Source organism: Streptomyces chattanoogensis, from assembly GCF_001294335.1.
In the GTDB taxonomy this organism is placed as follows: domain Bacteria; phylum Actinomycetota; class Actinomycetes; order Streptomycetales; family Streptomycetaceae; genus Streptomyces; species Streptomyces chattanoogensis.
This window is the reverse complement of the sequence record NZ_LGKG01000035.1, coordinates 25,850-40,607: the sequence shown is the minus strand read 5'-3', so window position 1 is coordinate 40,607 and position 14,758 is coordinate 25,850. Positions and strand designations below refer to the sequence as shown.

Here is a 14,758-nt window from a genome sequence, read left to right as displayed (position 1 = left end):
CCACAGGTGTGCGCAGACCCCCGGGCGTAGGCTCGTCGTAGGTCAGGTTCAAGGGCAACGACTATGTGCAAAGAGGGTCTCTGATGGAGCTCGGTCTCGTCGGTCTCGGCAAGATGGGCGGCAATATGCGCGAGCGCATCCGCCGCGCAGGCCACACGGTCATCGGTTACGACCGCAATCCGGATCTCGCGGATGTCCACAGCCTGAAGGAGCTTGTGGACGGGCTGCAGGGCCCCCGCGTCGTCTGGGTCATGGTGCCGGCCGGTGCCGCCACCCAGTCGACGATCGACGAGCTGGCCGAGCTGCTCTCGCCCGGCGACGTCGTGGTGGACGGCGGCAACTCCCGCTGGACCGACGACGAGAAGCACGCCGAGGAGCTCCAGGCCAAGGGCATCGGCTTCGTCGACTGCGGTGTCTCCGGTGGTGTGTGGGGCCTGGAGAACGGCTATGCGCTGATGTACGGCGGCGAGAAGGACGACGTCGCCAAGGTGCAGCCGATCTTCGACGCCCTCAAGCCCGAGGGTGAGTTCGGCTCGGTGCACGCCGGCAAGGTCGGTGCCGGCCACTTCGCGAAGATGGTCCACAACGGCATCGAGTACGCGATGATGCAGGCCTTCGCCGAGGGCTGGGAGCTGCTGGAGAAGGTCGACTCCGTCACGGACGTGCGCGAGATCTTCCGCTCCTGGCAGGAGGGCACGGTCATCCGGTCCTGGCTGCTGGACCTGGCGGTCAATGCGCTCGACGACGACGAGCACCTGGACAAGCTGCGCGGTTATGCACAGGACAGCGGCGAGGGCCGGTGGACTGTGGAAGCCGCCATCGACAACGCCGTGCCGCTGCCCGCGATCACGGCCTCACTCTTCGCCCGCTTCGCTTCCCGCCAGGACGACTCCCCGCAGATGAAGATGATCGCCGCGCTGCGCAACCAGTTCGGCGGCCACGCGGTGGAGAGCAAGAAGTAACCGCAACACCAGCAGCCGGGGGAGGTCGGCGCACCAAGCTATGCACGTAACGCATCTCTCGCTCGCCGACTTCCGCTCGTACGCCCGGGTCGAGGTCCCGCTCGACCCGGGCGTCACGGCTTTCGTGGGTCCCAATGGCCAGGGCAAGACCAATCTGGTCGAGGCCGTCGGGTATTTGGCGACGCTCGGCAGCCACCGGGTCTCCTCCGATGCGCCGCTGGTACGCATGGGCGCCGAGCGGGCGATCATCCGGGGCGCGGTCACCCAGGGCGAACGGCAGCAGCTGGTGGAGCTGGAGCTCAACCCGGGTAAGGCGAACCGCGCCAGGATCAACCGGTCCTCGCAGGTCAGGCCGCGGGATGTGCTGGGGATCGTACGGACGGTGCTGTTCGCGCCGGAGGATCTGGCCCTGGTGAAGGGGGATCCCGGGGAGCGCCGGCGGTTCCTGGACGAGCTGATCACGGCGCGTTCGCCGCGGATGGCAGCGGTGCGTTCCGACTATGACCGCGTCCTCAAGCAGCGCAACACCCTGCTGAAGACGGCGGCGCTGGCGCGCAGGCACGGCGGCCGGCAGATGGATCTGTCGACGCTGGACGTATGGGACCAGCATCTGGCCCGTGCGGGGGCCGAGCTGCTGGCACAGCGGCTGGACCTGATCGGTGCGCTGCAGCCGCTGGCCGACAAGGCGTATGAGCAGCTGGCGCCCGGGGGCGGGCCGCTGGCACTGGAGTACCGCGGTTCGGCGGGCCAGGCGATGGCCTCGGCGGCGAGCCGCGAGGAGCTGTACGGCGTGCTGCTGGAGGCGCTGGGCGAGGCGCGGAAGGGTGAGATCGAGCGCGGGGTGACGCTGGTCGGTCCGCATCGCGACGATCTGGTGCTGAAGCTGGGGCAGCTTCCGGCGAAGGGGTACGCGAGCCACGGCGAGTCCTGGTCGTACGCCCTGGCGCTGCGACTGGCTTCGTACGATCTGCTGCGGGCCGAGGGCAATGAGCCGGTGCTCGTTCTGGACGATGTTTTCGCGGAGCTGGACGCCCGGCGACGGGAGCGGCTGGCGGAGCTGGTGGCACCGGGTGAGCAGGTGCTGGTGACCGCGGCGGTGGACGACGATGTGCCGGGAGTGCTGGTGGGGGCGCGCTATGCGGTGTCCGGCGGCACCGTGCAGAAGGTGGCCTCATGAGCGAGGCACAGCCCGACCGTCCCAAGCCTCCGGAGCTGTCCGGTGTGGATCTGGCCCGGCAGGCGCTGGTGGCCGCCAAAGAGCAGGCACGCGCCCGGGGCGCCGCCGCGCAGCAGAAGAAGCAGGCGCGGCGCGGTGGGCTGCGCTCGGGTGCGCGGGCGGACGGCCGCGATCCGCTGCCCCTGGGAGCGGCGATCAACCGGCTGATCACGGAGCGCGGCTGGGAGACCCCGGCGGCGGTCGGCGGGGTGATGGGCCGCTGGCCGCAGCTGGTCGGGCCCGAGGTGGCGCAGCACTGTGAGCCGCAGCGGTACGACGAGGACGCCCGGGTGCTGACGGTGCAGTGCGATTCGACGGCGTGGGCGACGCAGCTGCGGCTGCTGGCGCCGCAGCTGGTGGCGCGGCTCAACCAGGACCTCGGCCAGGGCACCGTGAAGCTGATCAAGGTGCAGGGGCCCGGCGGCCCCGGGCGGCGGTACGGCCCACTGCGGGCGCCCGGCAGCACGGGCCCCGGCGACACCTACGGCTGAGCCGGCCGCGGGGCGATGTTTCACGTGAAACAGGCGCCCTGCCCTGCTTGAGGGCCGTTTCACGTGAAACATCGCACTGCCGTACGGCGCCTGTAAACGCGTGGGGTGGGTGAGACCCCGCTCACGGTAGCCGGCGGTTGACAGCCCGAAGCGCTGAGTGCCCGTGTGAGCGTCCTGGGGCCCCGTCTTGAATATGGGGAGTCGGCGGACGTCAGTTCAGGGCGGCACATGACGACTCAGGTGCCTGCAAACCCCCATGAGTGTCAGCGCTACCGGTAGACTGGTAGCAATCCCGCCCACTCGCGGAACATGTCGAACGACGCAGCCGTTCTCGCCTGTCTTTTCTGGGGTTACCCCCGCAGGCGCGGAAGCGGCTTGTGCTGTGCCAGAAAGGGCGCTTCGTGGCCGACTCCGGCGACCTCAACGAGAACAACACGGCTTCTACTGCAGAGGGGGTTCCTGCCGGCGCCATGGGCGACTCCTCAGGCGAGAAGTCGTACGACGCCAGCGCGATCACCGTCCTCGAAGGCCTGGACGCGGTCCGTAAGCGCCCCGGCATGTACATCGGCTCGACAGGCGAGCGCGGTCTGCACCACCTCGTGCAGGAGGTCGTCGACAACTCCGTCGACGAGGCGATGGCCGGTCATGCCGACACCATCGACGTGACGATCCTGCCTGACGGCGGCGTGCGCGTGGTGGACAACGGCCGTGGTATCCCGGTCGGCATCGTGCCGTCGGAGAACAAGCCGGCCGTCGAGGTCGTGATGACGGTGCTGCACGCCGGCGGCAAGTTCGGCGGCGGCGGCTACGCGGTCTCCGGTGGTCTGCACGGGGTGGGTGTCTCGGTCGTGAACGCGCTGTCGCAGCGGGTGGCGGTCGAGGTCCGCACGGACGGCTACCGCTGGACGCAGGAGTACAAGCTCGGCGTGCCGACCGCGCCGCTGGCCAAGCACGAGGCCACCGAGGAGTCCGGCACGTCCGTGACGTTCTGGGCCGACGGCGACATCTTCGAGACCACCACATACAGCTTCGAGACGCTCTCCCGGCGCTTCCAGGAGATGGCGTTCCTCAACAAGGGCCTCTCGATCGCGCTGCGCGACGAGCGCCCGGACCATGTGGACGAGGACGGCAACCCGCTCGCGGTCCGCTACCACTACGAGGGCGGCATCGTCGACTTCGTGAAGTACCTCAACTCGCGTAAGGGCGAGCTGGTGCACCCGACCGTCATCGGCGTGGATGCCGAGGACAAGGAGCGGCTGCTCTCGGTCGAGATCGCGATGCAGTGGAACACCCAGTACAGCGAGGGTGTCTACAGCTTTGCGAACACCATCCACACCCACGAGGGCGGCACCCACGAAGAGGGCTTTCGGGCGGCGCTGACGGGCCTGATCAACCGCTATGCGCGTGACAAGAAGCTGCTGCGGGAGAAGGACGACAACCTCACCGGTGAGGACATCCGCGAGGGTCTGACCGCGATCATCTCGGTCAAGCTCGGTGAGCCGCAGTTCGAGGGCCAGACCAAGACCAAGCTGGGCAACACCGAGGCCAAGACCTTTGTGCAGAAGGTTGTCCACGAGCACCTCACGGACTGGCTGGACCGCAACCCCAACGAGGCCGCGGACATCATCCGCAAGGGCATCCAGGCGGCCACCGCCCGCGTTGCCGCCCGTAAGGCCCGCGATCTGACCCGCCGCAAGGGCCTGCTGGAGACCGCGTCGCTGCCGGGCAAGCTGAGCGACTGCCAGTCCAACGACCCGACCAAGTGCGAGATCTTCATCGTCGAGGGTGACTCCGCCGGAGGCTCGGCCAAGTCCGGCCGTAACCCGCAGTACCAGGCGATCCTCCCGATCCGCGGCAAGATCCTCAACGTCGAGAAGGCCCGCGTCGACAAGATCCTGCAGAACAACGAGGTCCAGGCGCTGATCTCGGCGTTCGGCACGGGTGTGCACGAGGACTTCGACATCGAGAAGCTCCGCTATCACAAGATCATCCTGATGGCGGACGCCGACGTCGACGGCCAGCACATCAACACCCTGCTCCTGACCTTCCTGTTCCGCTTCATGCGGCCGCTGGTCGAGGCCGGGCACGTCTACCTCTCCCGCCCGCCGCTGTACAAGATCAAGTGGGGCCGGGACGACTTCGAGTACGCCTACTCCGACCCGGAGCGCGACCAGCTGATCGAGCGCGGCAAGCAGGCCGGCAAGCGCATCAAGGACGACTCGGTCCAGCGATTCAAGGGTCTGGGCGAGATGAACGCCGAGGAGCTGCGGGTGACCACGATGGACATCGACCATCGCGTCCTGGGCCAGGTCTCGCTGGACGACGCGGCCCGCGCGGACGACCTGTTCTCGGTGCTGATGGGCGAGGACGTCGAAGCACGCCGCTCCTTCATCCAGCGCAACGCCAAGGACGTCCGCTTCCTCGACATCTGAGCCCTGTCGGCCCTCACCACAGCCGCAGCTCGAAAGGACTTTGAACAGCAATGGCCGACGAGAACCCCCCTGTGACCCCGGACGGCGTGACCCCCGAGGGCGCGCCCGCCACCATCGAAGGCGTCGGGATGCGCGTCGAGCCCGTCGGGCTCGAGACGGAGATGCAGCGCTCCTACCTCGACTACGCGATGTCCGTCATCGTCTCGCGTGCGCTGCCGGACGTACGGGACGGCCTCAAGCCCGTCCACCGCCGCGTCCTGTACGCGATGTACGACGGTGGTTACCGCCCCGAGAAGGGCTTCTACAAGTGCGCCCGCGTCGTCGGCGACGTCATGGGTACGTACCACCCGCACGGCGACACCTCCATCTACGACGCCCTGGTGCGCCTGGCGCAGCCGTGGTCGATGCGGATGCCGCTGGTGGACTCCAACGGCAACTTCGGTTCCCCGGGCAACGACCCGGCCGCGGCCATGCGGTACACCGAGTGCAAGATGAAGCAGCTGTCGATGGAGATGCTCCGGGACATCGACGAGGAGACCGTCGACTTCCAGGACAACTACGACGGCCGTAACCAGGAGCCGACGGTCCTGCCGTCGCGCTTCCCCAACCTGCTGATCAACGGCTCGGCCGGTATCGCAGTCGGTATGGCCACCAACATCCCGCCGCACAACCTGCGCGAGGTCGCGGATGGTGCGCAGTGGGCGCTGGCCCACCCGGAGGCCTCCAACGAGGAGCTGCTGGACGCGCTGATCGAGCGGGTCAAGGGCCCGGACTTCCCCACCGGCGCGCTGGTGGTGGGCCGTAAGGGCATCGAGGAGGCCTACCGCACCGGCCGCGGCTCCATCACGATGCGCGCGGTGGTGGCGGTCGAGGAGATTCAGAACCGCCAGTGCCTGGTGGTCACCGAGCTGCCGTACCAGGTCAACCCGGACAACCTCGCGCAGAAGATCGCCGACCTGGTCAAGGACGGCAAGATCGGCGGCATCGCGGACGTCCGCGACGAGACGTCCTCGCGTACGGGCCAGCGCCTCGTGATCGTCCTCAAGCGGGACGCGGTCGCCAAGGTCGTCCTGAACAACCTCTACAAGCACACCGACCTGCAGACCAACTTCGGCGCCAATATGCTCGCCCTGGTCGACGGGGTGCCGCGGACGCTCTCGCTGGACGCGTTCATCCGTAACTGGGTCAACCACCAGATCGAGGTCATCGTCCGCCGGACGAAGTTCCGGCTGCGCAAGGCCGAAGAGCGCGCGCACATCCTGCGCGGTCTGCTCAAGGCGCTGGACGCGATCGACGAGGTCATCGCGCTGATCCGGCGCAGCGAGACGGTCGAGGTGGCGCGCGAGGGCCTGATGGGCCTGCTGACCATCGACGAGATCCAGGCGAACGCGATCCTGGAGATGCAGCTGCGCCGGCTGGCCGCCCTGGAGCGCCAGAAGATCACCGCCGAGCACGACGAGCTGCAGCGCAAGATCAACGAGTACAACCAGATCCTGGCCTCGCCCGAGCGTCAGCGGCAGATCATCAGCGAGGAACTGGCCGCGATCGTCGAGAAGTTCGGCGACGACCGGCGCTCCAAGCTGGTGCCCTTCGAGGGCGACATGTCCATCGAGGACCTGATCGCCGAGGAGGACATCGTCGTCACGATCACCCGTGGCGGCTATGTGAAGCGCACCAAGACCGACGACTACCGCTCGCAGAAGCGCGGCGGCAAGGGCGTACGGGGCACGAAGCTCAAGGAAGACGACATCGTCGACCACTTCTTCGTCTCCACGACCCACCACTGGCTGCTGTTCTTCACGAACAAGGGCCGGGTCTACCGCGCCAAGGCCTACGAGCTGCCCGACGCGGGACGCGATGCCCGCGGCCAGCACGTGGCCAACCTGCTCGCCTTCCAGCCGGACGAGCAGATCGCGCAGATCCTGGCGATCCGCGACTACGAGGCCGCGCCGTACCTGGTGCTCGCCACCAAGGCCGGCCTGGTCAAGAAGACCCCGCTCAAGGACTACGACTCGCCCCGCTCCGGCGGTGTGATCGCGATCAACCTGCGCGAGCAGGAGGACGGCAGCGACGACGAGCTGATCGGCGCCGAGCTGGTGTCGGACACCGACGACCTGCTGCTGATCAGCAAGAAGGCGCAGTCGATCCGCTTCACCGCGACCGACGAGGCGCTGCGGCCGATGGGCCGGGCCACCTCCGGCGTCAAGGGCATGAGCTTCCGTGAAGGCGATGAGCTGCTCTCGCTCAATGTGGTGCGTGAGGGTACGTTCGTGTTCACCGCGACGGACGGCGGCTACGCCAAGCGCACCGCGGTGGACGAATACCGTGTCCAGGGTCGCGGCGGCCTCGGCATCAAGGCCGCCAAGATCGTGGAGGACCGGGGTTCGCTGGTCGGCGCCCTGGTGGTCGAGGGGACCGATGAGATCCTGGCGATCACCCTGGGCGGTGGCGTGATCCGTACGCGGGTCAACGAGGTCAGGGAGACCGGCCGTGACACCATGGGCGTCCAACTGATCAACCTGGGCAAGCGAGATGCCGTTGTCGGCATCGCACGGAACGCCGAGGCCGGTCGTGAGGCCGAAGAGGTCGACGCGGTCGAAGGGGCCGAGGAGGCCGACGAGGCCGCAGGGACCGAGCCGACGGCGGCCGAGGGCGGGCAGCCCGCGGCGGAGTAGCACGAGGAGTAGGTCGTGAGTGGAGCCACGGGCGCTGCAGCGGGTGGACCGGGAGTCGGAAAGGACTCCTCGTCCGGACCCGCGACCGTGACAAAGGACGGCGCCCGTGGCTCTGCCGCGTCCGAAGGCCCCCGAGACGAGGGCTCCAACCAGGGGGGAACCGTGACCGATACCCGTCAGCCACAGCCGCAGCCGCAGCCCCAGGGCGGTCAGGGGCAGCCGTACCAGCCGCCGCAGGCGTACCGCACGGGCGGGGGCCAGGCCGTGCGCAAGCCCCGTACGGGCGCCGGCACCGTCCCGCGGACCCGTAAGGCCCGGCTGCGGGTGGCGCGCGCCGATCCCTGGTCGGTGATGAAGGTCAGCTTCCTGCTGTCCATCGCGCTGGGCATCTGCACGGTGGTGGCCGTCTCGGTGCTGTGGATGGTGATGAACGCGATGGGCGTCTTCTCCACCGTCGGCTCGACGATCAGCGAGGCGACCGGCTCGGGCGACGGTGGCGGATTCGATCTGCAGTCGTTCCTGTCGTTGCCGCGGGTGCTGCTGTTCACGTCGGTCATCGCGGTGATCGACGTGGTGCTGGCGACGGCTCTGGCGACGCTGGGTGCGTTCATCTACAACCTGTCGGCGGGCTTCGTGGGCGGGGTGGAGCTCACCCTTGCCGAGGACGAGTAGCGCCCCTGATGGGAGGCCCGCAGGGTGCCCTGCGGAACCGATTTTGGGAACGCCTCTGAAGTGCGCTAATCTTTCGTTGCAGCGAACGCGCGGCTATAGCTCAGACGGTTAGAGCGCTTCCCTGATAAGGAAGAGGCCCCAGGTTCAAGTCCTGGTAGCCGCACTGCACACTCGGCCCGGCCGGAGATTTCTCCGGCCGGGCCGATGCGTTGTGTGCGGCGGACGGTATCCACGGTGCCGGGCCGATTCGCCGTACGGGAACCGGAAGTTGAGCCTCCTGTGAGGTCAGGAACCTGGTTGCGGCTGAGCTCGGCATAGATAACCGATCGGTATCGGTCGGTGTGTATCATCGGCCGACATAGGTCCCCTACGTCAACGAAAGACGAGGTCGCGCGGTGAAGAAGCTTCTCCTGGTCGCACTGGCCGCCATCGGCGGGCTCCTCGTGTACCGCCAGATCCAGGCGGATCGCGCCGAGCAGGATCTGTGGACGGAGGCGACCGACTCCGTGCCCGCAGGTTCGGGTGTGTGAGACCACAACGCACAGCAGTTTGTACGGACCCCGGTTGCCTTGGGCGGCCGGGGTTTCGTGCGTCCTGGCCGGTCTGTGCTGTTGCGGGGCCGTGACATCCACTCCCTTGAGTTTGCGATAGCACATTACTAAGTTGCAGCAGCAAAGGTGATGTGCGTGGTATCTCGATGTGCGTTGATGTGCGGGAAGAGACACGCGGTACGCGAGGGGGACGAGGGACATGGCACGACGACACCGCAGGGGGGTCGTGGCGTTGCTCGGCGGTCTGCTGCTGACGCTCGCCGCCGCGCCGCTGCAGACGACTCCGGCCGCGGCGAACGCACCGGCCGCACCGACCACCGAGGGCACCGGCATGGTGATGGTGCTCGACTCCTCCGGCTCCATGGCAGAGAAGGACGGCTCCGGCCTCACCCGGATCGCCGCCGCGGGTAAGGCCGTCGGCACGGTCGTCGATGCGCTGCCCGCCGGCTACCCGACCGGACTGCGGCTCTACGGCGCCGACAAGCCCAGGGGCTGCGACGACACCCGGCTCGCCCAGCCCGTGTCCCCGCTCGACCGGGCGGGCCTCAAACGGGCCGTCGCGCGAGTGCGGCCCAAGGGTGACACCCCCATCGGGCTGTCCCTCGAAAAGGCCGCCCGGGATCTGCCCAAGCCCTCCGCCGGATCGATCGGCAAGCGCACGATCCTGCTGATCTCCGACGGCGAGGACAACTGCCAGGCTCCGCCGCCCTGCAAGGTCGCAGCCCAACTCGCCAAGGCCAACGTCGATCTGCACGTCGACACCATCGGCTTCCAGGTCGCCGGCAGAGCCCGCCAGCAGCTGGAGTGCATCGCCAAGTCCGGCAACGGCCGTTACTACGACGCCCCCGACGCCGAGGCGCTCGCCCGCCAGCTCCAGCGGGCGGGCCAACTCTCCGCGGACGGCTACCGTTTCCAAGGCAGCAAGGTCCGGGGAACGCCCACCAAATCGAATGCGCCCGGCATCGCTCCGGGCCAGTACCTGGACAGCATCGGGCCCAACGAGAAGCGCTTTTACGCCGTCGCTCTGGATGAGGCCTCGACGGCAGACTTCTCGGCGACCGTGGTGCCGCAGCCCGGCGCGGCGGTCGGTCTTCTCGACTCCCTGCACACCGAGATCGCCTACGGCATCGACAGCACCTGCACCTCCGCCACTTCACAGTTCGGACAGCACGAAGGCGGCACGCCGCTCACGTCCGGCATCAGCCGTATCCCCTCGGAAGACGGCACCGGTGGCTGCGACAAGTCGGGCCAATACTGGTTCGTCGTCGAACGCAAGGCGGCCAAGGATTCGGATGCTGCGCGGTGGCCGATGGAGGTGATGTTTCACGTGGAACATCCGCTGAAGAAAGGCGTCATGCCGGCTCAGTCGGAGCCGGAGTACGGCGCGGGCGGCAAGAACGCCCCACTGCCCACCGGCACCCCGAAGGACATCACCGGCGGCACCAGCTTCAACGACGCGCGCACCCTGACCCAGGGCGTCTGGCGGGACAAGGTCCTGCCCTCACAGACCCTTTGGTACAAGGTGCCGGTCGGCTGGGGCCAGCAGCTGCGCTACGACCTGGAATTCGCCAACGAACCCACGCTCAAGGACGGCCACAGCGCGTCCATCTCCTACGGCGGCACCGAGGTCTACACTCCCGCGCGGGTGCCGGTCGGCTGGGGCACAGGGGAGTTCAGCCCGCATGTGTCCTACAACGGACGGCCCGCATCGCTCAGCATGGGAACGGTCCCCGTGGCCTGGAGCAACCGCTATGAGAGCGGCATCAATGTCGCGCCCGTACACGACAAAGGCAACTTCTACATTGCCGTGACGCTGGGCGCCAAAGCCTCCGAGATCGCGCAGAACCCGCAGATCGGTGTGGTGCTGCGGGTCGCCGTACTGGGCAAGGCGAAGGCCGGTCCGCAGGCAGGTGCCGCCGTCGTCAGGAGCGAGGCCGACGGCGCCTCCGGATCCCCCGCTGACGGCCGGCAGGAGGGCACTGGAGGATGGGCGGCCGGCCCGGTGGTCGCGGCCGTCTCCGGCGGCACCGGCGTACTGCTGCTGGGCGGGCTCGCGGTCGCCTTTCTGCGGGCCCGTAAGAAGGCGCAGAGCAGTGGCGGCGGTTCGGATGCGATGAGGGGTGGGTCGTGGTGACGGGGCGCGGCACGAACGCAGGGCTCGCCGTGCTGGCGGCGCTCGCCATGGTGACGGTCATGCCGGGGACTGTGGGGGTGGCCTCCGCCGAGGATGTCCCCAGCTACAAGACGGCGGCGCCCAGGATCAGCGGCACCGCCGACACCGCGCACGCACCAGAGCTCGAGCCGGGACTGCACACCGACGTCATCGGGCGCGGGGAGACGAAGATCTACGCCGTCCCGCTGGACGCCGAGAACAGCGGCTACTTCTCGGCGGTCGCCGCACCCAAGCCCGGCAGCAAGGTCGAGAACATCAAGGACAAGCTCACCGTCAAGGTCCAGGACCGCGAGGGAATCACCTGCGGTTCGGAGAGTTCGCAGTACTTCCATGCCGAGGGGACGGCCTATCCCATCGGTGACTACGCCAGCCGCGAGATCGGCGGCGGCAGGACGGAGTGCCAGAAGGCCGGGCCGTACTACGTCGTGGTCACCCGCGAGGGATCGGCCACCTCCGGGACCGGTGACTGGCCGATCGAACTCGGGTACATCAAGGAGCCCCCGGTCAAGGGCAGTACCCCCAGCCCGCCCCCCGAGGACAGCTCGAGCACCGTGACCCCCGCGCCGCCCAGCGCCACGGACAAACGCAGGGCCCACGGCGGTACCGGCTTCAACGACGCGGGTGCGATCGGGACCGGAGTCTGGAACGACAGGATCAGGCCCGGTGAGACCCGCTTCTACAAGGTGCCCGTCGACTGGGGGCAACGGCTCAACCTCAGTGCGGAGCTGCCGAACGCGCCCTCGTCCAGCAGCAGTTCAATGGTTTCCCACGCGCTCGGGCTGAACATCTTCAACCCCGCGCGCGGTGCCGTCGTCGAGGACAACTTCGTCTCGTACTACGGCAAGGGGGCGTCCGCAGAGAAGTACACCGACCCGGTCGAGTACGCCAACCGCTTCCGCACCACGGAAATGGCCAAGGCGATGCGGTTCGCCGGCTGGTACTACCTGGAAGTGACCCTGAACTCCGCTGCCAGGCAGTACTTCCCCCAAGGCGCCGACCTCACCCTGCGGGTGGACGTAAGAGGCAGCGCGAAGCCCGGACCGGCGTACACCGCGCCCGTCCCCAAGTTCACCGTCACGGACCAGGACCGGGAGGCGGCCAGGACCGGCCGGACCCCGCAGGAGGCGGAAAGCAGCGGCACCCTGCGGACGGTGGCCTACGCCGGGATCGGAACGGGCGTGGTGCTGCTGACGGGACTGGGTGCCTGGACGCTCGTGGCCCGGCGCAGGGCCGCAGGCGCGCCTGCAGTACCGGGGACGCCTGGGACGGCCGGAACACTCCCCGGGCAGGCCCAGCAGCCACCACAGCCTCTGGAGGCCCAACAGGGCGACTCGACCCAGCAGGCCAGGTCTCCCCGGGGCTGGTAGAAGCCCGCGGCACGATGCCCTGGCACACCGTCAGGAGACCAACAGCGCCCAGACACCCACCGCGATGCACAGCAGCGCGACGATCAGTACCGGGACCGCCACCTTCGCGGGCGGTCCCGGCCGCCGTTCCGGGGCGGGAGCGGGCCGCACGCCGATCGGGCTGCCCGCGGGAGGCGTCGCCTGAGCCGCAGCGGCCTGCCGGCCGGCCAGCGCCTGACCCGCCGGCGGCTGACCGGGCACCGGATACGGACCCGCCGTGTAGGGGCGGGTCGCCGAGACCTCCGGCCGGACGGCCGCCGTCGGCTCGTACGAAGGCTTCGGGACCGGCGGTGGTGTGGGAGGCGCGGGGGGCATGCCCTGGCCCGGAGGCGTAGCGCCGGGCGGGCTGCTCGGCAGGGGTGTCGGCGTCGGCGGGGTGCTCGGCTGCTGCGGGAGCGATGTTTCACGTGAAACCGGCGGCGCGAGCTGGAAGCTGCCGGTGTCCGAAAGGGAACCCGCTCCGGCGGTCGCATCCCCCGGGGTTTCCTGGGAGGAGGTCAGCGGCCCGGTCGGCCCGAACCCACTGGGCAACGGCCCGATGTGGTCGAAGACCTCGACGACCTCTTCCTCGATGGTCGCGTCCGGCAGCAGCTCGGCCGCCGAAAGAACCGCCTTGCGCGCCCCCGTGGCCGTCTTGAACCGCGATTCCGGATCCGGGTGCACCAGACCGGCCAGCACCTGCCACAGCGGTTCCGGCACACCCTCGGGAGCGTTGGGGACGCCGCGCTCGGCGAAATGCCGGACCAGCGCCTCGGAGTCCGGCTTGGTACCGGTGATCAGATACAGCGCCACCAGACCGACCGCGAACAGGTCCGCGGGGAAGTCCGGCTCGGCGCCCAGCATCTGCTCGGGCGCGAAATAACCGGGCGTCCCGACCACGTAGTTGGTCTCCGTCAGCCGTGGCTCGCCCTTGCGCATCGCGATGCCGAAGTCCGACAGACGCAGATGGGGACGGCCGGTGCCGGTGGCCTCCAGCAGGATGTTCGCCGGTTTGATGTCGCGGTGCACCACGCTCTCCGCATGCACCGCGGTCAGCCCGGCCAGCAGCTGGTCCAGCAGCGTGCAGACGAAGCGCGGCGGCAGCGGTCCGTAGTCGCCGATCAGATGCGCCAACGAGCCGCCGCTCACCAGATCCATGGTGAACAGCACCTTGTCGTCGTCCGCCGCCCAGCTCGCCGGGGCCAGCACATGCGGATGGTCGATCCGCAGTGCCTGCTCGCGGACGAAGCGCAGCAGGGTGTGGGCATCGCTCTGCTGCAGCACCTTGGCCGCGACATAGCGGCGCCGACGGTGGTCCCAGGCGCGCCAGACGGCGCCTACGCCGCCTCGTCCGATCGGGTCGACGAGCTCGTACCGACCGGCGAAGATCTCACCCATGACGCCCCGTTCCGCTCCCGCGCTCCGCTGTGGCTAGCTCTGGTGCGCCTCGTAGTGCGCGACCGCGTCCGCGGTGCGGCCGGCACCGTAGACCCGGAGGAACTCTGCCAGTTCGGGGTGAGTGGAGGCGAGGGTGTTCGCCGCATCGATGATGTCGCCGGCGTCGGAGACCGAGCGCAGCAGCGACTGAATCTCGCGCACCACGCGGCGTACGGTGGTGGCCCCGGTCGACGACGTCTGCTGCGTGGTGTTGTTCAGCACCGAACCGCCGGCCGTCTTCTTGATCTCTTCCATCCGGTCGGTGGCCTCGGCCGCGCTGACGCTGCCGTCCGCGACCTGCCCGGACAGTTCCTGCAGCGCCTGGACACGCTGCACCACGGCCGGGTTGCCTATCTTCGCGCGCTGCCCGCTCATCAGCTGTGACAGCATCGGGGCGGACAGGCCGAGTACGGCGGCGAGCCGGGCCTGGTTCAGCCCGAGATCCTCGATAAGACGGCGGAACAGCGCACCCAGAGGCTCCCCGTACCAACTGCGCTGCAGCTCCCGGGCCCGCGCGGTGGCTTCCTGCTGTGCTGCGTCCATGCCGTCTCCCCTGTCTCCCCGATGGCGCTTCGCTGCCGCGAATCTCGCGAAGCATCCTACGGAGAGTGGCGGGGTGCGGCGATACCCGGTCGGGAAAGGGGCCGGGTACCAGGTACCCTGGTCCGCGAAGGGGCCTTAGCTCAGTTGGTAGAGCGCTGTCTTTGCATGGCAGATGTCAGGAGTTCGACTCTCCTAGGCTCCACCATCACATGCCTTCTGAT

At 68.7% G+C, this 14,758-nt stretch carries 11 protein-coding genes and 2 tRNA genes; 11 read left to right on the top strand and 2 right to left on the bottom strand.

Features of this window, described 5'->3' with window-relative positions; translation table 11 throughout:
* The first annotated feature begins 83 nt into the window (after nt 1-83).
* The 10 genes from gnd (at nt 84) to ADL29_RS06925 (ending at nt 12,539) form a co-directional block, all read left to right on the top strand.
* Complete coding sequence (gene gnd / locus ADL29_RS06965) at nt 84-962, top strand: phosphogluconate dehydrogenase (NAD(+)-dependent, decarboxylating) (RefSeq protein WP_046927074.1); 879 nt, start codon at nt 84-86, stop codon at nt 960-962.
* A gap of 40 nt (nt 963-1,002) precedes the next feature.
* A complete protein-coding gene (recF, locus tag ADL29_RS06960) occupies nt 1,003-2,139 on the top strand; it encodes a DNA replication/repair protein RecF (RefSeq protein WP_053922852.1) in 1,137 nt (378 codons plus the stop codon).
* On the top strand, nt 2,136-2,669 hold the full coding sequence (locus ADL29_RS06955; protein WP_053922851.1) for a DciA family protein: 534 nt from the start codon (nt 2,136-2,138) through the stop codon (nt 2,667-2,669). Before recF ends, ADL29_RS06955 begins: the two co-directional genes overlap by 4 nt.
* A gap of 401 nt (nt 2,670-3,070) precedes the next feature.
* Complete coding sequence (gyrB, locus tag ADL29_RS06950; protein ID WP_425424206.1) at nt 3,071-5,101, top strand: DNA topoisomerase (ATP-hydrolyzing) subunit B; 2,031 nt, start codon at nt 3,071-3,073, stop codon at nt 5,099-5,101.
* A 50-nt stretch (nt 5,102-5,151) separates the two neighbouring features.
* Nucleotides 5,152-7,776 (top strand): DNA gyrase subunit A, encoded by a 2,625-nt coding sequence (gene gyrA / locus ADL29_RS06945; RefSeq protein WP_053922849.1) that lies wholly within the window; start codon nt 5,152-5,154, stop codon nt 7,774-7,776.
* A 15-nt stretch (nt 7,777-7,791) separates the two neighbouring features.
* Nucleotides 7,792-8,448, top strand: a complete 657-nt coding sequence (locus ADL29_RS06940; RefSeq protein WP_107094912.1) for a DUF3566 domain-containing protein — start codon at nt 7,792-7,794, stop codon at nt 8,446-8,448.
* Between the two features lie 89 nt (nt 8,449-8,537).
* Nucleotides 8,538-8,611 (top strand) — tRNA-Ile (locus ADL29_RS06935).
* 232 nt (nt 8,612-8,843) lie between these two features.
* Nucleotides 8,844-8,978 carry a DLW-39 family protein gene (locus ADL29_RS44445; protein ID WP_003958712.1) on the top strand — a complete coding sequence of 45 codons (135 nt, stop codon included), beginning with the start codon at nt 8,844-8,846 and terminating at the stop codon, nt 8,976-8,978.
* A 220-nt stretch (nt 8,979-9,198) separates the two neighbouring features.
* Entirely contained in the window at nt 9,199-11,133 is a 1,935-nt protein-coding gene (locus tag ADL29_RS06930) for a vWA domain-containing protein (protein ID WP_053922847.1), read from the top strand.
* Nucleotides 11,127-12,539, top strand: a complete 1,413-nt coding sequence (locus tag ADL29_RS06925) for a hypothetical protein (RefSeq protein WP_053922846.1) — start codon at nt 11,127-11,129, stop codon at nt 12,537-12,539. Before ADL29_RS06930 ends, ADL29_RS06925 begins: the two co-directional genes overlap by 7 nt.
* Nucleotides 12,540-12,569: 30 nt before the next feature.
* Here the strand turns inward: ADL29_RS06925 and ADL29_RS06920 are convergent, their stop codons facing one another.
* Complete coding sequence (locus ADL29_RS06920) at nt 12,570-13,955, bottom strand: serine/threonine-protein kinase (protein ID WP_053922845.1); 1,386 nt, start codon at nt 13,953-13,955, stop codon at nt 12,570-12,572.
* 33 nt (nt 13,956-13,988) lie between these two features.
* On the bottom strand, nt 13,989-14,537 hold the full coding sequence (locus ADL29_RS06915) for a helix-turn-helix domain-containing protein (RefSeq protein WP_046927083.1): 549 nt from the start codon (nt 14,535-14,537) through the stop codon (nt 13,989-13,991).
* Nucleotides 14,538-14,666: 129 nt separating this feature from the next.
* Here ADL29_RS06915 and ADL29_RS06910 point away from each other — a divergent pair.
* Nucleotides 14,667-14,742, top strand: a tRNA-Ala gene (locus ADL29_RS06910).
* Nucleotides 14,743-14,758 lie beyond the last annotated feature (16 nt).

Bases quoted from the DNA above. Each gene is read 5' to 3' on its own strand.
- ADL29_RS06920 (WP_053922845.1), bottom strand. From the start codon at position 13,955: ATGGGTGAGATCTTCGCCGGTCGGTACGAGCTCGTCGACCCGATCGGA.
- gyrA (WP_053922849.1), top strand. From the start codon at position 5,152: ATGGCCGACGAGAACCCCCCTGTGACCCCGGACGGCGTGACCCCCGAG.
- ADL29_RS06930 (WP_053922847.1), top strand. From the start codon at position 9,199: ATGGCACGACGACACCGCAGGGGGGTCGTGGCGTTGCTCGGCGGTCTG.
- ADL29_RS06915 (WP_046927083.1), bottom strand. From the start codon at position 14,537: ATGGACGCAGCACAGCAGGAAGCCACCGCGCGGGCCCGGGAGCTGCAG.
- recF (WP_053922852.1), top strand. From the start codon at position 1,003: ATGCACGTAACGCATCTCTCGCTCGCCGACTTCCGCTCGTACGCCCGG.
- gnd (WP_046927074.1), top strand. From the start codon at position 84: ATGGAGCTCGGTCTCGTCGGTCTCGGCAAGATGGGCGGCAATATGCGC.
- ADL29_RS06955 (WP_053922851.1), top strand. From the start codon at position 2,136: ATGAGCGAGGCACAGCCCGACCGTCCCAAGCCTCCGGAGCTGTCCGGT.